We start from the raw sequence: 18,734 nt of genomic DNA, 5'->3' as shown, positions 1-18,734 counted from the left end.
GATGGGTTGTTCGCGGGCAAGCCCGCTCTACAAGTGCTTTCGGTTCCGGCGATTCTCGGCACTTTGGTCGTGGTGACGTATTAAGGTCTGCGGCGTTCCTGGAGACTGCCGCGTCGCTGCGCTCCTCGCAGTGACGGGGTTTGTTCTTTGGCACCCCGGGAACCGCGACGTCCGAGGCCGCCATCCTGGATACCGCCCTGCCCCACCGTCATCCCGGAAACCGCGGAGCGGTTATCCGGGATCTCCCGCGTCCGGGCTGCCCCCACCGATGGAGATCCCGGCTCTTCGCTTCGCTAAGGCCGGGATGACCGGGAGGGTGTGCCGGACGGGTCATTGGTATGTGGGGTGGCCCAGGGCTCGCGGCCGGCTCTGGCGGGGGCTTCGCCGCCAAGGCGGCTCCTACGGGGTGGGTGGCTCATCCGCGGGTTTGGCGTTTTGCACCTCGGCGCGGAGTTGTTCGATTTCGGTCATCAGGGTTTCGTGCTCGGCACGTTTGCGCTGCAGCAGGCCGTACGCCAGGCGGGCCTTTTCCTGCAGGCCGCTTGCCGTGAGCTTGTACAGGTAGGCGGAGCGGTTATCCGAGCGGCGGAAGTTCTGCGCCTTGACCCAGCCGCGGTCGAGCACGGCCTTGAGCGCGTAGTGCGTCTTGCCCACCGACAGGCCCAGCGCCCGCGCGAGCTGGCGCTGGCTCATGTCCGGCTCGCGCTCCAGCAGGCGGAGCACTTCCAGATGAAGGTCGTCTTCAATCAATAGGTTATCGATTCGGTGGGCAGCGTTTGGGCACGCTACCGCCGGGACGGTGCACCCGGATTATTCGCGGGCCCGCCCTGGGGGAAGCTGCTGACTGTGCGTTCACCGGGTGAACGAAGGGCGAAAGTAGAGCATATCGGCCGGTCGCATGGCAATGGGACGCGCGCGCAAGAAAGGGCAACGGGACGGATTGGTTTCTGCCGGCCCCATCGGGGCAGTCCCGCCGCTGGAGATCCCGGCTCTTCGCTTCGCTGCGGCCGGGATGACGGGATGGGGTTTCCCTACGGCCGCGGCTCGTCCCATCCATCAGCCTGGCGCCCGACCCCGAGAACCACCCCGAGAACCACCCCGAAAATCAACTCCAAATCCCCTCCACCCCCGTCGTCCCGGAAACCGCGTAGCGGTTATCCGGGATCTCGTGCGCCCGGGCGGCCCCCAGCGGTGGAGATCCCGGCTCTTCGCTTCGCTACGGCCGGGATGACGGGGTGCGGTTACGGCCGGGATGAGGAGGCGGGCGTGCGGTTACGGCCGGAATGACGGGATGAGTGTAGCGTTCCGGCCACGGACTAACGCTGCCGCGTGTCGGCGCGGGGATACCGGCGCGCGGTCAATGTGCCGACGCCCAGTTTTGCACCTGCAGTCCGGGCACACGCTCAAACTCGCGCCCATTGTTCGTCACTAGTACGGTTCCTGTTGCCCGTGCGTGCGCCGCTATCAGAAGGTCGTTTGCGCCAATGGGGGCGCCAGCGTGTTCCAGCTCAGCCCGGATGTCCCCGTAATGGTCGGCTGCTTCTTCCGGCCAGTCGCACACCTGCGTGAAAGCCAGAAAACGCTCCAATGCGGCCTCGCTACGCTCTTTCTGATTCGACCGGCAAACGCCGTAACGCAATTCCGCCAGGACGACGGCGGATAGGCCGACCTCCCCCACCGGCACGTGGCGTAACCGTTCGTGCACCTCGGGCGGCCGGCGTTTCATGATGTAGATACAGATGTTCGTGTCCAGCATATAGCGCATGGATCACAACGCCTCGCGATCCTGGGCCATTCGATCCTCGATCGAATCGGGAAAGTCGTCGGGCAGGGTCTCGGCAGGACCCAGGAAATAATCATCCCAGGACCGCGGCTTGGCCCGCAGGATCAATGCGTCCCCGTGCTTTTCGATGACCACCTCATCGGTATCGAACGTAAATCCCTTCGGCAGCCGTACGGCCTGACTGCGCCCATTCCGAAACAAACTCGCAGTGCGTCGCTTCATTATCTAGCCTCAAAATGACTGCATATGCCTAAAGCATATCCCAGCCAGCGGCGTGTTTCCAGGCCTCATCGCTCAGTGGGTTCGGCTCATACAACCAGCGCGGCCCACCGTCATCCCGGAAACCGCGCCACCCCTCCGTCATCCCGGAAACCGCGCCACCCCTCCGTCATCCCGGAAACCGCGCCACCCCTCCGTCATCCCGGAAACCGCGGAGCGGTTATCCGGGATCTCGTGCGTCCGGGCGGCCCCCACCGCTGGAGATCCCGGCTCTTCGCTTCGCTGCGGCCGGGATGACGGTGGGGGCGCGCGGCGGCCGGGAGGACCGTTCATCTGCGGTGACTCCGGACCTGTCGGAGCCGAGCCTCTCGGCGATTGGGGCGTTGGCTGGCTCGTATCGGCTTGCGGCAAACATCAAGGATTGGGAAGCCAATCTTCGTGTGCGTGGCGCACCCGGAGAATATAGACGTCGCCAACCGGATCCAGGATGTAGACGACGATATGCGCCTGAAACGGGTGGACACGTACAGGCGGAGCGATTTCGGCGCGTTCGCGGGCCACCAGCGGGTTCTCCGCCAGGAACCGGAACTGGCGCTCCAGCGCTGCGTGATACCGCCCTGCCTGGTCAAGACCAAACTCTGCTGCGCCCTGGACGAAGATGGAGATGACATCCTCCTCCGCCTTTTCACTCAGGTAAAAGGGCATTACCGAGGGAGACGCTGATTGAAGCGCGCGCTCGCGTTGATAACCCAGGTTTTCCGAGACCAGGCGCGTCGTGCAGCGGGTAGTGGTTCTACCCGCAAGCGGCGCAACGCAGGATCGGGGAACCTGGGGTGCCAACCCCTACACGCTATTGAAAGGAAGGGCTCGGCCGCTTTTGTGCGCGCACGGCGTTGCGGTTCCCTTGTGCAGAATGACTGCACGGCAGTCACCGCGCCTTGTTCGCACGCAAAAGCGACTCGAGCGCGAACGTGCGATTCAATCAGCGTCTCCCTGGCGAGTCAGGAACCGGAACATTGGCGCGCCGCCCGCTCGCGGAGCTCTTCCATACTGTGCTGGCCGGGACCGCTCTCCAGCGCTTCCGTGACGAACGTCTGCATGCGCTCGACCTTCTCGGCACGCTCCTGGTCGTGACGGATCAGATCGCGCACGTAATCGCTGACGTTGCTGTACTGACCGGATTCGGCCTGCTTTTCGACCCAGTTCTTCATCGGGCCGGGAAGCGATACGTTCATGGTCGCCATAGCCTCTCAAACCTCCAACTTTCTTGGCAATCTTTGCCATAAAGTCAATGATAGCCGTCCCGAATCCATTGTGCGACCGCACCCCCGGATCCCGGCCCTTCCCTTCGCGTCGACCGGCATAACCGTTCTACGCAAGGTGGCCCTGGACCTGTAGGAGCCGAGCCCTCTCGGCGATTGGGGCATAGGTGGGGCCCGATCACCCCGGGGCTGGGCTTGTATGTTTCTTCCCGGCAACCGCGCCTCTCACCCCGTCATCCCGGAAACCGCGTAGCGGTTATCCGGGATCTCCCGCGTCCGGGCGGCCCCCTGCGGTGGAGATCCCGGCTCTTCGCTTTGCTGCGGCCGGGATGACCGATCACGTACCGTGGCTCCGGACCTGTCGGAGCCGAGCCTCTCGGCGATTGGGGGGCATGAGCAGGCCGGAGAACTGACGTTAACGAAGGAGGAATTCCTGCGGCGTCAGCGCGGGCACAGGCGAACCGGCGAAATCCTTGACGTTGCGTGTGACGATGCAGGAGCAATCCGCATGCTGGGCGGCAGCTGCTACCACGGCATCTTCGAAATCCGTCCAACCGAGTGATTGGGCTCGTTCGAGTTCGGCACGTCCCACCGCGCATACATGCAAATGCTGGAGCAGCCAGCTCAATGCCCGAGCAGCCGACGTGCGATCCGCATACCGTGCAACCAGGTAGTACACCGTGGTCGCCGCATGTGCACTAAGGGCACCCGCTTCTTCACCGTGAAGGACTTGTTCCAGAACTGCCGCCGAAACACGGTAGTGCGGCTCGCGCTTTTGCAAAACGTCCAGCAGGACGTTCAGGTCGAGCATAATCACGATTGATGCTTGTCGCGCAGGTGATCGTGATAGGCCTGCTCTGCATCCACATCGGCGGGGATCAGGCCGGTAATCGCTTCCAACTCGGCACTGGGTGCATGACGCTCGAGCGCGCGAAGGCGGCGTAGATGGCGATCAATCACCTCGGTCATGCTCATGCCGTGTGCCTTGGCATAGGCCTTCGCGAACTCCACATCCTGCTTGGGCAGGCGCACGGTCACCTTGGTGGTTTCCTGTTCCACGCGATCACCTCTCGGGGTGTATGGCAGATACCATGGAATTGTACGGCACGGATCCATCCACACCTAATACCAACTCGTCATCTGGCAAACCGCGGATCATCTGGCAAACCGCGGAGCGGTTATCCGGGATGTCGTGCGTCCGAGCAACCCTACCCGCTGGAGATCCCGGCTCTTCGCTTCGCTGCGGCCGGGATGACCGTCGACGTACCGTGGCTCCGAACCAGTAGCAGCCGAGCCTCTCGGCGATTGCGGCGCTGGACAGGCCGATCGCCCAGGTGACTGGGCTCCTACACCACGTGACGGCTCAGGCCGGTAGGAGCCCGTGGCTATGTGCGGGGCTTATACCTTCCCCTGGCGATAGACCGTGTTGCGGTGAGCCACGCGGATGACCAGCACCCGGAACCGGTCATCCTCAATCGACGCGATGACACGGTATGGCCCAACGCGATAGCGCCAGTATTCGCCCAGTTCTCCAGTAAGCGGTTTACCCAGCCGGCGCGGGTCATCAAGTGGTGCAACCCGCTCGTTCAGGTATTTGAGAATCCGGTGGGCTGCCTGCCTATCGAGTCCGCGGAGATCCTTCTCTACGCGCTTGTCGAATTCAATCGTCCAACTTCAGGGAGACGCTGACCGATTCGTACGTTCGCGTTGGCGCCTCATTTTTTCCGCGACCAGGCGTGTCGCGCAGACCGGTAGTGGTTCTACCGGCAAGCGGCGCAACGCAGGATCGGGAAAAATGGGGCCCAACCCCGGAGGGGCTCGGCCGATTTTGCCCGCTGACGGCGTTCCGGCTCCCTTGTGCAGAGTGACTGCACGGCGGTCACCGCACCTTGTCAGCAAGCAAAATAGACTCGAGCGCGAACGCGCGAATCGATCAGCGTCTCCCTTGCAGACGCCTCATTTCATCCATGGAAACCGTCTCGCCGCTTCCCTTGCGGTGGTCAATCAGGCGCTGCTCGGCCAGGTAGATGTCTTCAAGGTCTTCCAAATGCTGCACGATTGCCTCGCGCGCATAGTAGCTCTTGCTCCGGCCTGTGGCCTTGGCCAGGGCAGCCAGGCGTTCTTCCACATCTTCAGGTAGACGCAAAGCCAGCATGGGTATCACCTCCCAGAAATTGCTATACAAGTATAGCACCGCGGTGGGCCACCCAAACTCGACGACCATGCCAGCGCATACCATCTCCCCGGCACCAGCCATGCGCTCGTTCCTCCGGGCCACCACGAAGCCCTACGCTTCGGCATCCCGGAACCCGTGTAGCGGTTATCCGGGATCTCCCCCGTACGGGCAGCCCCCACCACCCATGATCCCGGCTCTTCGCTTCGCTGCGGCCGGCATGACGGGACGGGGTTTCCCTACGGCCGTGGCTCGTCCCACCCATCAGCCTGGCGTCTCACCCCGAGAACCATCCCCGAATCCACCCCGCTCCCCGTCATCCCGGAAACCGCGGAGCGGTTATCCGGGATCTCGTGCGTCCGGGCGGCCCCCACCCTGGAGATCCCGGCTCTTCGCTTCGCTGCGGCCGGGATGACGGGCGTGGTGGGTGAGCTTCGGCCGGGATGACGGGGCGGGGTGTCCCTGCGGCCGGGCTGACGGGATGGCCGTTGCGCTACCGTCGGGAGGACCGAGCTGGGTTTGCAACGGCCCGGATGACAACGGGTACGTGCCCCGCGTCGGCATAATGGGGTGGGACAGCGAATTGGTATCATCCGGCTACGGCAAGGGCTTCGCGGACAGTCCCGTTCCGCAGGGTGGCCGGGATTGTGGGTGCGTCCAGCTCGGCAGCCCGGCCCCCCACCCCTACCGGGCCGGAGGATCGGTCGCGGACTTTGCGTCCTGGTGCTCGGTGGGGAGTGATTCCATCGCGGCCAGCAGGGCTTGGCGATCGGCGCGTTTGTGCTGGAGCGGGCCGAGGCGCCTGGCACGCCTATTCCTGCCGATCGGTCGCATTGCAATGAGGGCGTGCGCGCCCCGACGGACCCGCGAGCGGACGTGACCCGGCTTTGAGGGATGCCCCTCCAGCAGCTTCAGCGGGCTACGCTACAAGAGTCCGTCGCTAGCCTTGTTCGGGGCGGCGGCTGCGGGCGTTGCTGACGAACTCCCAGAAGAACGCCGCAAACAATCCGAGCATGCCGCCAAGCACCACGGACAGCGCGACGATGAGCGACCGGCCCGCGCCGGCCGGATCGTCCGACTCCCCGGCAAGGAAGGTTTGTTCGGTATCGCGGCTCATTGCTTCAACCGTTTCGGCACTGGATGCCGCATCGGTGCGGGACGAACGCAGCCTGGACAGCTCGCGGCGGATATCGCCAATTTGCTGGGCCACGATCAAGCCGGCGATGTCATCGCCCTCGCCCAGACGCTCGTAGAGCGCGTTGAGGTCCTCCTGCAGCAGCGCGATCTGCTCATCCAGCACCTCGAGGCGGTTGTTCAAGGGCCTCAGATGGCTGGCCAGGCTTTGTTCAAACCGTGGCCTCAGCCACTCGCCCATAGCCGCGATCACCCCCTCGTGGAGATCCGCCACATGCTCGGCGGCCTCGCGCGTACTGGTGGACTCCAGGATCAGGCTGTAGTCCGAGCCGTGGGCACTCACGCGAACGCGAGGCCCCCGCTCCTCGTCGCCGAAGAGCTGATCGCGTTGCTGCGGGATCAGTACGTCCTCGAGCCGAGCGATCACCATATCCTGTGAGACCACGTCGATGAACCCGGCGGAATAGATCCTCGGGAGATCCACACCCGAGCGATATTCGTACTCCACCGGCTGCATCAAGGCATATACGACACCCAGAACGACCGTGAGTACCGCAACACCCAGCAGGACCGGCAAACGGCGCATCAGCACATCCCACAGATCGTACAGACTGATTTCGTCATCGTACGGACGGGATTGCGGACCGGCGGGATCGTTCATGAGTCAGTTCCTGTATTCAAACGCAATGTGCAGGGGGCCTCGGTTCGGCCCGAGGTGTTCGGCCAGGTCGATACCGGCCGTGATGGCGGCCCCGAACCACTTGCCAGGAAGGCGCTCGGGCGTTGCCATAACGCGGGCTCGAAGTGCCTTAAGGGTTCAACCCCGGGGCGTCGCGATTGGACCGGAAACCAGGGCTTTTTGCAAGGTTAGCCGCCGCCCTTTTATACGCGCGCCACCAAATGACACCCGCAACCGGCCAGCCGGTGCTGATCAGAGGCATAAAGCCGCATCCGCCGAGATGACCCAACCGAAGGCACGTCGGTCCGTGGCTGCATGAGCACGGAGACGAGCCTTGTGGGAGCGGGCCTGCTCGCCAAGGGGGACCAGGGCTGGCTTTGGCGGGGGCTTCGCGGGCGCGCCCGTCCTACAAGGGGACAGCGAACCGGGCTGGGTCAGTCGTTGTTGAAGAGGTCGCGGGTGTAGACCTTGTCGGTCTGGTCGCGGAGGTCGTCGGTGATGCGGTTGGCGACGATGACGTCGGACACGCGCTTGAACTCGTCCAGGTCGCGGATGACGCGGGAGCGGTAGAACTCGTCATCGGGGAGTTCCGGCTCGTAGACGACGACCTCGATGCCCTTGGCCTTGATGCGCTTCATCACGCCCTGGATGGCGGAGGCGCGGAAGTTGTCGGAGCCGCTCTTCATGACCAGGCGATAGATGCCGACGACCTTTGGCTGACGCTTGATGATCGCGTCGGAAACAAAGTCCTTGCGCGTGCGATTGGCGTCAACAATGGCCTTGATAATGTTGTTCGGGACCTCGTCGTAGTTGGCCAGCAGCTGCTTGGTGTCTTTCGGCAGGCAATAGCCGCCAAAGCCGAACGACGGATTGTTGTAGTGGCTGCCGATGCGCGGGTCCAGGCACACGCCCTCGATGATCTGACGCGTATCCAGGCCGTTGGCTTCGGCGTAACTGTCCAGTTCGTTGAAATACGCCACGCGCATCGCCAGGTAGGTATTGGCAAACAGCTTGATCGCCTCGGCCTCGGTCGAGTGCGTGAAGACCATGGGGATATCGTCGTCCATCGCGCCTTCCGCTAGCAGCCGGGCGAAGGTCTCGGCCCGCTCGGACTGCTCGCCGACGATGATCCGGGAGGGGTGCAGGTTGTCGTACAGCGCCCGGCCCTCGCGCAGGAACTCCGGCGAGAACAGGATGTTGTCGGTTTCCAGCTGCGCCTTGATCTCGCGCGTGTAGCCGACCGGCACGGTGGACTTGATGACCATCACTGCGTGCGGATTAATCTCCAGCACGTCGCGGATGACCGACTCCACCGTAGAGGTGTTGAAGTAGTTGGTCTGCGGGTCGTAGTCCGTCGGCGTGGCGATGATCACGAAGTCCGCATCCGCGTAGGCCTCCTGCTTGTCCAGCGTGGCCTTGAGGTTCAGCGCGTGGTTTTCCAGGAAGTCCTGGATCTCGACATCGATGATCGGGGAGTGCTTGCGGTTGATCTGCTCGACCTTCTCCGGCACCACGTCGAGCGCGACGACCTCATGGTGCTGCGCGAGCAAGACGGCGTTGGAGAGCCCGACGTAGCCGGTTCCGGCGACTGCGATTTTCATTCCTGGTTTCCTTCCTGTTGCAATCTGTGTAGCCAAGTTCGTCGGCCGTGCGTCCGAGCCCCGTAGGAGCCGCCTTGGCGGCGAAGCCCCTGCCAAAGTTCGGCGCGGGCAGGGGCTCCGCCTGCGAGCAGGCTCCTACAGGGGCGCAAGGGCGCTGGCACGTTTGTCCAGCGCCCGAGGATACTGGGGCGCCATGAACAATGATGCGATCGGGGGCACGAAAGGTTAACGCCCGCCTTACCCAGCCACGCGTTCCTGCGGTGGGTGATTGGCCGGGGCGTACTCGTGTACTACAGCGCGGATGGTGCGGCAGGCCCGCTCGGTGTCCATGTCGCGGTCGGCCTGGTCCAGCTGATTGAGGGCTGCGTGCAGGTCCTGCGCCGATACGCAGTCCTCGCGTGCGCGCATGATCCGCGGATGGCCCGTGGCCTGGACGTTGTCGCCGATCAGCAGCTCCTCGTAGAGCTTCTCGCCCGGACGCAGGCCGGTGAACACGATCTCCACGCCATCTTCGGGCACGCCATCTTCCTTCACCTGGCGCCCATGCAGATGGATCATGCGCCGCGCCAGGTCCACGATGCGCACCGGCTCGCCCATGTCGAGCACGTAGACCTCGCCGCCCTCGGCCATGGCGCCGGCCTGGATGACCAGCTCCGCCGCCTCGGGGATGGACATGAAGTAGCGCGTGATCTCCGGATGGGTCACCGTCAACGGGCCGCCATCGCGGATCTGCTGGTGGAACAGCGGCACCACGGAGCCGGACGAGCCCAGCACGTTGCCGAAGCGCACCATGCTGAAGATGGTCTCGCGCTGCTCGCGGGCGCGATCCTGCAGGACCATCTCGGCCAGGCGCTTGGTGGCCCCCATGACGTTGGTGGGGCGCACGGCCTTGTCGGTGGAGATCAGGATAAAGCGGTCCACGCCGGCATTGAGCGCCGCCTCCGCGAGCACGGCGGTACCGAAGACATTGTTGCGCACGCCCTCGATCAGGTTGGCCTCGACGATCGGCACATGCTTGTAGGCCGCGGCGTGGTACAGCGTTTGTACGCCGTATTCCGCCAGCACGGAGGCCACACGCCGCGCATTGGCCACCGAGCCCAGCACCGCGTGGATGGCCGGGCACTGCTCCAGTTGCGCCGAGTACTCCTGCAGCTCGCGCTCGATGCTGTAGAGCGCAAACTCGTTGCGCTCGAACAGGATCAGCGCCGCCGGCTCCAGGCGGATAATGCGCCGGCACAGCTCGGAGCCAATGGAGCCGCCCGCGCCGGTCACCATCACCACCCGCCCGTGCACGCTGCAGGTCAGCAGCTCGGGGTCCGGGGGTACCGGGTCGCGCCCGAGCAGATCGGCGATGTCCACGTCTTCCAGCTGTTCCAGGCTCGCATGCCCCGAGACCACCGACTCCATCGACGGAACTGTCTGCACGTACACCGGGAGCGGTTCCAGCTGTTCCAGGATGCGCCGGCGTTCCTGGCGCGTCGCGGACGGGATGGCCAGGAGCATCCGCTTGACCCGAAAACGCGACACAAAGCGCTCCAGACGATCCGGACTATGGACGGGAATCCCGTCGATCGAACTCCCCTGCAGGCTGCGATCCTCGTCCACGAAGGCGACCACTCGAAACCGGCCCCCGGCCTTGAGCCCGGACAGGAGCTGCACGCCGGCCTCGCCCGCCCCGAACACCACCACCGGCTCGGCACCCGCGCCCGCCTCGATGATCGAGCGATACCACGTGCGCACCAGGAACCGGCTGCCGCCGACATAGATGAAGGCCACGATCGCGAAATTGATCGGCGCCGACCGCGGGAAGCCTTCGACTTGCGCCAGGGTTGCAGAAGCCCACAGCACCAGCGCCAGGATCACCACCCCGGAACCCACGGCCCAGATGGTGCGCGCCCCCATGAATCGCACAACGGCCCGATAAAGCCCCAGCCTCACGAACAGCGGGATACCAATCAGCACCACCAGCGGGAACAGCCACCAGGTTTCCAGCATGATCGGCGGGAACGGCTCGGCCAGGCGGATCGCAAAGCCGGACCACAACGCCAGCGGCAGCATGACGGTATCCGCTAGCACCATGAGCCAGCGCTTCTTCGAGCGCGGCAGCTTGAACAAGCTTTCCAGGCCCTTTCTCAGCATGATCTGCAACACCGTTCCGGCATGTCTCGCCCGACTCTCCCGCCCATAAAAACTACCCGGATTACACTACAGCAAGTGTACGCACCCGCTCGCCGCCGCTCTCCATCGCGGCGTGCGGAGCATAAGCAAGCCGTGATGAAAATGCACTCATCGCCGAAAGGGTTGTGATCATTCCATGCTGGCAGGGGCTTCGCGGGCAGGCCCGCTCCCACAAGGGTACCCCAGGCTTGGTTTACTGTGGGAGCGGCCCTGGCCGCGAAGCCCCCGCCAAAGTCCATTCAGCCCTTTACTCCAGCCAGGCCGCATCCCACAGGGGGTAATCACCGAGATTGCCGACCAGCCCTGCCCGCAGCGGGTTCGCCACCACATAGCGGGCGACCGCCTGGAGATCCTCTTCCCGGCGCAACGCGCGGTCGTGGAAGCCGCTCTGCCACACTCGACACGTGCACCTCCGCAGTCGCCCAATCCGGCGGGTAGAGAGACTCTTGAGCTTTTGCACGGTACTGGAGAGGTCACCCCCTTCCAACTGCATCAGCCAGTGCACATGGTCAGGCATGACCACGAAACAGAGCGTCGACGCCGCGCCTTCCAGATCGCGCAACGCATGAACGACGCAGCGACCCTGGTCGAATTGCGAAAACCAGGCTTGCCGATCAGCACAGACCGCGGTGATCAGATAGACCCGCCCCGGCTCGCTGAAACGGCCGAGGCGCAGACGGTGCGTTCGTGCCTTCCGTGGCATTCCAACCTCCCTGACTTGTTGAAGCACTTACTTGCAGGAACGAGCTTTGTGGGAGCGGGCCTTGCCCGCGAATGCCTCCCGCCCAAGCCCGGCACCGGCAGGCGCTTCGCGGGCAAGGCCCGCTCCCACAGTGCAATTGCGACAGCCCAAATTGCCTCAGGCGAGGAGCTGGGCGAGGTCGCCGGGGCCGAGGATGGGGATGTCCAGGGATTCGGCCTTGGTGACCTTGGAGCCGGGATCGGCGCCGGCGATGACGGCGGTGGTCTTTTTGGAGACGGAGCCGGTGATCTTGGCGCCGCGGGCTTCCAGCGCGGCCTTGGCCTCGTCGCGGGTCATGGCGTCGAAGCTGCCGGTGAGGACGTAGGTGCAGCCCGCCAGCGGCGCGTCGTCACCGGTCTCCGCGGCCTCGCGCCGGGGCGGGTCGGGCCAGTGCACATCGGCGTCGCGCAGGGCGCGGATCACCTGGAGGTTGTGCGGCTCGGCGAAGAAGTTGGCGATGTGCTCGGCGACGATGGGGCCGACATCCGGGACCTCCTGCAGCGCCTCGGCATCCGCCTGCATCAGCGTGTCGAGGTCGCCGTAGTATTCGGCCAGGTTGCGGGCGGTGACCTCCCCCACCTCGCGGATACCGAGCGCGAAGATGAAGCGCGCCAGCGTGGTCTCGCGCGCCTGCTCCAGGGCGTTGACCAGGTTCTCGGCCAGTTTGGGGCCGACCCGTTCCAGCGCTGCCAGCCGCTCGGCATCCAGCGCGAAGAGATCCGCCGGGCTTTGCACAATGCCGCCATCCGCCAGCTGTTCGATGATCTTTTCGCCAAAGCCCTCGATATCCATCGCGCGGCGCGAGACGAAGTGCTTGAGGGCCTCGCGCCGCTGCGCCGGGCATACCAGCCCGCCGGTGCAGCGGGCCACGACCTCGCCTTCGGTGCGCTCGATGTGCGAGTCGCACTCCGGGCAGGCCGCGGGCATCTCGATGGCGCGGGTATCGGTGGGACGCTCGCCACCGGCGCGGCCCACCACCTCGGGGATCACGTCACCCGCGCGGCGCACAATCACGCGATCGCCAATGCGCACACCCTTGCGCGCAATCTCGTCCATGTTGTGCAGGGTGGCGTTGCTGACCATCACGCCGCCGACCAGCACCGGCTCCAGGCGCGCCACGGGTGTTAGCGCACCGGTGCGGCCGACGCGGAACTCGACATTGCGCAGCGTGGTGGTGCGCTCCTCCGCCGGGAACTTGTGGGCGATGGCCCAGCGCGGCGCGCGCGAGACGAAGCCGAGCTGCTGCTGATCGGCCAGGGCATCCACCTTGTAGACGATGCCGTCGATGTCGTAGTCCAGCCCCGCGCGGCGGGCAGCCAGGCGCTCGTAGTAGTCGAGGCACGCCTCGACGCCCTCCAGCACCTCGCGCTCCGGGCAGGCCGGAAAGCCGAGCTGCTGCAGCCAGTCCAGCGTGCCGGACTGGGTGTCCGGCAGCGTTCCACCCTCGACGAAACCCACCGAGTAGGCGAAGAAGCTGAGCGGGCGGCGCGCGGTCACCTTCGAGTCCAGCTGGCGCAGACTGCCGGCGGCGGCATTGCGCGGGTTCATGAAGCCACGCAGACCGTCGGCCTCCAGCCCGGCGTTCAGGCGCTCGAAATCGGCACGGCGCATGAAAACCTCGCCGCGCACCTCCAGCACCCGCGGGGCATCGTCGGTGAAGCGGTCGCCCAGGTGCAGCGGGATCGGGCGCACGGTGCGCACGTTCGCGGTCACATCCTCGCCGGTCTCGCCGTCGCCGCGGGTGGCGGCCTGGATCAGGCGACCGTCCTCGTAGATCAGGCTGATCGCCAGGCCGTCCAGCTTGGGCTCGGCCATGTAGGTGACAGCCGCCTCGACCCGTGTCGCATCGCCGGTCTGCTTGGCCAGCCGTTCGCGCACGCGGCGGTCGAAGTCGCGGATCGCGTCCGCCTCGAAGCCGTTGGCCAGCGAGAGCATCGGCAGACGATGCCGGACCGTGGCAAAGCCCTCGGAAGGGCTGGCGCCCACGCGCTGGGTGGGCGAATCGGGGGTGACAAGCTCCGGGTGGTCCGCCTCCAGTTGCTCCAGCTCGCGCATCAGGGCGTCGAACTCGGCGTCCGACACCTCGGGGTCGTCGAGCACGTAGTAGCGGTAGTTGTGATGCTCGATCTGGCGGCGCAGCGCGTCGATGCGCGTCTTCGGAGAATCCGTCGAGCCAGCCTGCGAGGCAGGCGAACCCGACCGGCTCACCGCGTACTCCGCCGGCGCAGCACATCCGGGCGGTGGCGACGCAGCCAGTCGCTCAGGTCCTCGCGCATGTAGGCCAGCGTCTGGTTGGTCGCGGTGGACTGCTGGGCATCCAGGATGCTGCCACCGAGATCGCGCGCCAGCACGTGGGCATGCTCCAGCAACGCCTCGAAGGCGCGCTGTGGCTCGGCGCTACGATGCACCTGGGTAAACAGCGTGACACCGGGCGTCATCATGTCCGCCAGGTCTTCCTCGCGCAGGGTGCCGGGCGGGACCATGTTGGCGGCGGAGAACAGCGGCACGCCGGCATCCGTCTCCGGTTCAAAGAAATGGTAGATATCCATCTCGCCGGGGGTCATTCCGGCGCGCTGCATCGCCGCACCCAGGGCAACGCCGGTAAACGGCTTGTTGCGCGGCGCGACCACATGGAGCACCAGGATCTTCTCCTCCGCCGGGTGGCGGTCGGCCCTCGGATTGCGCCCCACCACGCGCGGCTCGGACACGTATTCGCCCAGCGTGTCCATATCCGGCGCCGGTTGCTCGATCAGATCCGGGTTCATCTCGTGGTCCGGATCCAGATGCTCGCCCAGGGTGTCATCGGCGCGCGTTGGCTTGAGCTTGCCCGGACGCAGGCGATCCATGCCGGAGCGCAGCCGTGCACCCAGCCCCCCGAACGCCTCGCGGGCCCGCTCGACCGGGGCGCTGCCCGAACCCTTGCGCCGGGCCCGGGCCGGGCGATCCTCGGGCGACGGTTCGAATGCCCCGTGCGGCGGGGGCGGCGTGGGCTCGTCGTCGCTGTCCAGCACGCCGTAGATGTCCTGGGCGCGCTCACCCCGCCGACCGTAGTCCGCTTCCAGATCCGGCTCGTCGTCGTTGGCGGTCACACCGAGGTGTGGCTCGTGGCGCTCCTCGTGCGCCGCGCCGGGGATGCGCGGCTCGTCGAACGCGGGTTCGCGCGCGCCGCCGGTGCGAACGCTGCGGCCGGTATCCAGCGGATCGCCCCAGCCGGCCTCCGGTTCAGCGGAGTCCCCGGGCTCGGCCGGCTCGTACCAGCGCTTGTCGCCCGGCTCGTCACTGGCACGGATATGTACGGCCTCGTCGCCCCAGTCCGCGGCATCGTCCTCCATATCGCGCTGCTGCGCCCGCGCGCGCAGACGATGGGCGGCCCAGATCCCCGCGATCAGGACAATCCCCAAAATGACCAGGCTGATACGCATCCAATCCACAAAAAACCTCGTTGATCCCGATACCGACGGTCAGGCCTCGGCCAGTTCCACAGCCTCGTCGATATCCACGCTAACCAGGCGCGACACGCCCGGCTCGTGCATGGTAACGCCGATCAGCTGTTCCGCCATGGCCATCGTTGCCTTGTTGTGAGTAATGAAGATGAACTGGATCTGCTCCGACATCTCGCGCAGCAGGTCACAGAAGCGCCCGACGTTGGCCTCGTCCAGTGGGGCGTCCACCTCGTCCAGCATGCAGAAGGGCGCCGGATTCAGCTCGAAGATCGCGAACACCAGGGCCGAGGCCGTGAGCGCCTTCTCGCCGCCGGACATCAGGTGGATGGTCGACAGGCGCTTGCCCGGCGGGCGCGCCATGATGGTGACACCGGTATCCAGGAGGTCGTCGCCGGTCATCTCCAGGCGCGCCTCGCCGCCGCCGAACAGGCGCTGGAACTTGTGCCCGAGCCCGGCATTCACCTGATCGAAGGTCTGCTTGAACAGCGCCCGGGTCTCGCGGTCGATGCGGTGCATCGCCGCCTCCAGGGTCTCCAGCGCCTCGATCAGGTCCGCGTGCTGCTCCTCCAGGTAGCGCGAGCGCTCCTCCAGGCTGCGCGCCTCGTCGATCGCCGCCAGGTTGATCGGCCCGAGCTTCTCGATCTTGCGATCCAGTTCGCCGATCGCCTGTTCCCAGGCGGGGACGGTCGCGTCCTCCGGTAGTTCGGGCGCCAGGGCCTCCGCGGCGAAGCCGGATTCCTGGAACTGGGTCTTGAGCTGTTCGATCTGCACCGAGCGTTCGCGCAGGTCCAGGCGCAGCTCCTCGCAGGTGGAGCGCTGCGCCTCCACGCGGTTGCCGAGCTCGGTGCTGGTACCGGCCAGCTCGCGCAGCCGGGCGTCGCAGGCCTCCAGGTCGGCACGCGCCTGGGTTAACCGTGCCTCGGCCTCCTGGCGCTGCTCCGCCGCGGTCTGCAGGTCCGCGCGCCACTGCTCCAGCGGGCCCTGGCGGTCGCTGAGCCCCTGCGCCAGGCGCTCGCGGCGCTGGGCGTCGTCCTCGCGCTGGCGCTCCAGGCGCCCGCGTTCGTTCTGTTCGCGTTCCAGGCGATGGCGCGCCTCCTGCTCGGCCATGCGCGCCTGATTGGCCGTGTCGCGCGCCGCGCGCACCGCGTCGCGCGCTCCGGTCTGGGCCGTGCGCGCGGCCTCGACCCGCGCCTCCAGAGCGGCGCGGTCGGCCTCCAGGGTCTCGATGCGGGTCAGGGCCTCGTTGCGTTCGGCCTCCGCCGTGGCGAACTGCTCGCGGGCGCGCGCGGCCTCCTCGTCCAGCTCGCCCGCCTCGCGGTCGATACGTTCCTGCTGCTGCTCCAGCTGCCGCGCCTGGTCGCGCAGGCGCTGCACGCGCCGCTCGCGGTCCTCGATCTGCGCCTTTTGTTCGCGGATCTGCCCGTCCAGCGCCTCGCGCCGGGCGCGGGTGGCCGCGATGGTCTCGTTGCGTTCTTCCAGCGCAGCCTGCAGCCGGCTCACCTGGGTGTTCAGGTCTTCCTGGCGTTCCTGCAGCTCGCGCGCCAGGCGGACGCGGGCCACCGCACCGCTGGCCCCACCCTCCAGCGTGCGATGAGCGACCCAGCCCGGGCCCAGCCAGGTGCCGTCCGGGGTGATCACGCTCTCGCCCGGCCCCAGCGTGGCCAGGCGTGCCCGCGCCGCGTCGGCGTCCTCCGCGCAATGCACCAAGGCGAGCCAGCCCGTGACGACCGGGGAGCCCTGTACCTGCCCGGCCAGGCTCCCCGCCGGCACCTGCGGCGTGTGCGACAGGCCCGTGCCGACCAGGCGCAGCATCGCTTCGGGGAGATCCGACGCGGTCTCCGGCTGATCGGTGACGGCGGCCTCCAGCCAGCTGCCCAGCACCATCTCCACCGCGGTATCCCAGCCCTCGGCCACCTCCAGCTGCTGCACCAGCGGGCGCGACAGGTCCAGACCGTGCTCGCGCGCCCAGGCCTCGCGGCGGGCGCGGGTCTCCTGCGGGTCGTCCTCGCCGGCGAAGTGGTCCAGGCCCGCGAGGCGCCCGGCGACCTCGCGCGCCTCGCGTTCGGTGGCGTGCAGGGTGTCCTGCTCCTCGCGCTGGGCCTGTTCGAGATCGGCCAGCGCGGCCTGTTGCTGGTCGCGTTCGCCCTGCAGCCCCTGCAAGCGCTCGCGCAGCCCGGTGAGTTCCGCGTCCAGGCGGTCGGCCTCGGTGCCCGGATGGGTCTGCGGCAGCGCCGCGCGTTCAGCCTCCACGCGTTCCTGGCGCTCGGCGACGCGCTTGAGCAGATGCTCGGCATTGTCCATGCGCGAGCGCGCGAGCTGGGCGTTCTGGCGCGGCTCGGCGAGCGAGCGCTCCCATTCGGTCAGTGCCTCGCGTGCGCTCTGGTATTCGGTTTCGGCACCTTCGGCGGCAGCCTCCAGGCGTTCGCGTTCGGCCTCGGCGGTCGTGGCGGCCTCCTGACGCTGCGTACTCTCCTGTTCCGCCTGGGCGATGCGCGCCTCCACCGCCTGGTGTTCGCTGGCGGCGGCCTCGATGCGGTTTTCCAGCTGGCGCAGTTCGGCCTGTTCGCGCGCCAGTTCGTCCTCCGCATGGCGGATGGACTGTTCCAGGCGCGAGACCTCGGCGGCGCGATCGTAATAGGCGCTTTGTGCCTGGGTGGTGGCGGCCTCCAGCTCGACCCGCTCCTGGCGTGCCTGCTCGGTGCCGGTCTGCGCCTTTTGGGCCTCGGCCTGGCTCGCAGCCAGCGCCGTCTCGGCGTCGTTCAGGCGGGCACGGCTGGACTCCGTCTCCTGCTCCTGGGCCTGCAGGCGCAGCAGGATGGCCTCGGCGCGCTTGCGCCGGCGCTCGGCGGCCAGCGCCTGGTAGCGCTCGGCGGTGGCGGCCTGGCGGTTGAGGCGCTCGGCCTGCTTGGACACCTCGTCGCGCACGTCGTCCAGGCGCTCCAGGTTCTCGCGGGTATGGCGTACCCGGTTCTCGGTCTCGCGGCGGCGCTCCTTGTACTTGGAGATGCCGGCCGCCTCCTCCAGGTAGACGCGCAGCTCTTCGGGGCGCGCCTCGATCAGTCGCGCGATCATGCCCTGCTCGATGATGGCGTAGCTGCGCGGGCCCAGACCGGTGCCGAGGAACAGGTCGACCACGTCGCGCTTGCGCGCGCGCTGGCCGTTGAGGAAGTACTTGGACTGGCCGTCGCGGGTCAGCGCGCGCTTGACCGCGATCTCGCCGTAGCCGCTGTACTCGCCGCCCAGACGGCCGTCAGAGTTGTCGAACACCAGCTCAATGGAGGCCTGCCCCACCGGCTTGCGGCTGGAGGAGCCGTTAAAGATGACGTCCTCGCTGGAGTCCCCGCGCAGGTGCTTGGCCGAGGACTCGCCCATGACCCAGCGCACGGCGTCGATGGTATTGGACTTGCCACAGCCGTTCGGCCCGACCACGCCCACCCGGTTGCCGGGGAGGACGAGTGTGGTCGGGTCCACGAACGACTTGAAGCCGGCCAGCTTGATTCGGGCGAGTCGCACGTTCGGC

16 protein-coding genes are annotated in these 18,734 nt (G+C 66.6%); all 16 read right to left on the bottom strand.

Going from position 1 to position 18,734, the window contains the following annotated elements; translation table 11 throughout:
- Window positions 1-399 precede the first annotated feature (399 nt).
- The 16 genes from G315_RS0109700 to smc all read right to left on the bottom strand — a co-directional run bounded on the left by G315_RS0109700 (window position 400) and on the right by smc (window position 18,727).
- Window positions 400-750, bottom strand: coding sequence for a MarR family EPS-associated transcriptional regulator (locus G315_RS0109700; protein WP_019612427.1), 351 nt, complete (start codon window positions 748-750; stop codon window positions 400-402).
- A gap of 607 nt (window positions 751-1,357) precedes the next feature.
- Window positions 1,358-1,765 (bottom strand): type II toxin-antitoxin system VapC family toxin, encoded by a 408-nt coding sequence (locus G315_RS0109695; protein WP_019612426.1) that lies wholly within the window; start codon window positions 1,763-1,765, stop codon window positions 1,358-1,360.
- Window positions 1,766-1,768: 3 nt separating this feature from the next.
- Window positions 1,769-2,005 (bottom strand): antitoxin, encoded by a 237-nt coding sequence (locus G315_RS0109690; RefSeq protein WP_026338867.1) that lies wholly within the window; start codon window positions 2,003-2,005, stop codon window positions 1,769-1,771.
- Window positions 2,006-2,416: 411 nt separating this feature from the next.
- Window positions 2,417-2,707 (bottom strand): type II toxin-antitoxin system RelE/ParE family toxin, encoded by a 291-nt coding sequence (locus G315_RS0109685; RefSeq protein WP_018938976.1) that lies wholly within the window; start codon window positions 2,705-2,707, stop codon window positions 2,417-2,419.
- 296 nt (window positions 2,708-3,003) lie between these two features.
- Window positions 3,004-3,246 (bottom strand): type II toxin-antitoxin system ParD family antitoxin, encoded by a 243-nt coding sequence (locus tag G315_RS0109680; RefSeq protein WP_019612424.1) that lies wholly within the window; start codon window positions 3,244-3,246, stop codon window positions 3,004-3,006.
- A gap of 433 nt (window positions 3,247-3,679) precedes the next feature.
- Window positions 3,680-4,081, bottom strand: a complete 402-nt coding sequence (locus G315_RS14270; protein ID WP_081624468.1) for a PIN domain-containing protein — start codon at window positions 4,079-4,081, stop codon at window positions 3,680-3,682.
- Window positions 4,078-4,323, bottom strand: coding sequence for a DUF6364 family protein (locus G315_RS0109665; protein WP_019612421.1), 246 nt, complete (start codon window positions 4,321-4,323; stop codon window positions 4,078-4,080). Before G315_RS0109665 ends, G315_RS14270 begins: the two co-directional genes overlap by 4 nt.
- A gap of 339 nt (window positions 4,324-4,662) precedes the next feature.
- A complete protein-coding gene (locus G315_RS14265) occupies window positions 4,663-4,929 on the bottom strand; it encodes a type II toxin-antitoxin system RelE/ParE family toxin (protein ID WP_081624469.1) in 267 nt (88 codons plus the stop codon).
- Window positions 4,930-5,197: 268 nt separating this feature from the next.
- Window positions 5,198-5,419, bottom strand: coding sequence for a DUF6290 family protein (locus G315_RS0109655; RefSeq protein ID WP_026338866.1), 222 nt, complete (start codon window positions 5,417-5,419; stop codon window positions 5,198-5,200).
- A 958-nt stretch (window positions 5,420-6,377) separates the two neighbouring features.
- Window positions 6,378-7,232 (bottom strand): Wzz/FepE/Etk N-terminal domain-containing protein, encoded by an 855-nt coding sequence (locus G315_RS0109650; protein ID WP_019612418.1) that lies wholly within the window; start codon window positions 7,230-7,232, stop codon window positions 6,378-6,380.
- 452 nt (window positions 7,233-7,684) lie between these two features.
- On the bottom strand, window positions 7,685-8,851 hold the full coding sequence (locus G315_RS0109645) for a nucleotide sugar dehydrogenase (RefSeq protein WP_019612416.1): 1,167 nt from the start codon (window positions 8,849-8,851) through the stop codon (window positions 7,685-7,687).
- 237 nt (window positions 8,852-9,088) lie between these two features.
- Entirely contained in the window at window positions 9,089-10,990 is a 1,902-nt protein-coding gene (locus tag G315_RS0109640) for a nucleoside-diphosphate sugar epimerase/dehydratase (RefSeq protein WP_026338865.1), read from the bottom strand.
- A 286-nt stretch (window positions 10,991-11,276) separates the two neighbouring features.
- A complete protein-coding gene (locus G315_RS0109635; protein ID WP_019612414.1) occupies window positions 11,277-11,732 on the bottom strand; it encodes a transposase in 456 nt (151 codons plus the stop codon).
- A gap of 156 nt (window positions 11,733-11,888) precedes the next feature.
- Window positions 11,889-13,979, bottom strand: a complete 2,091-nt coding sequence (ligA, locus tag G315_RS0109630) for an NAD-dependent DNA ligase LigA (protein WP_019612413.1) — start codon at window positions 13,977-13,979, stop codon at window positions 11,889-11,891.
- The gene (locus G315_RS0109625) at window positions 13,976-15,193 is read right to left on the bottom strand and encodes a cell division protein ZipA C-terminal FtsZ-binding domain-containing protein (RefSeq protein ID WP_019612412.1); all 1,218 of its coding nucleotides are present in this window, start codon (window positions 15,191-15,193) and stop codon (window positions 13,976-13,978) included. The genes ligA and G315_RS0109625 overlap by 4 nt, the downstream gene beginning before the upstream one ends.
- A gap of 39 nt (window positions 15,194-15,232) precedes the next feature.
- Window positions 15,233-18,727 carry a chromosome segregation protein SMC gene (gene smc, locus G315_RS0109620; protein ID WP_019612411.1) on the bottom strand — a complete coding sequence of 1,165 codons (3,495 nt, stop codon included), beginning with the start codon at window positions 18,725-18,727 and terminating at the stop codon, window positions 15,233-15,235.
- Window positions 18,728-18,734: the final 7 nt, after the last annotated feature.

Origin of the sequence: Thioalkalivibrio sp. AKL7, assembly GCF_000381705.1 — a bacterium.
GTDB lineage: Bacteria > Pseudomonadota > Gammaproteobacteria > Ectothiorhodospirales > Ectothiorhodospiraceae > Thioalkalivibrio > Thioalkalivibrio versutus.
The sequence above is the reverse complement of the archived record's forward strand: the minus strand, read 5'-3'. Positions and strand labels throughout refer to the sequence as shown.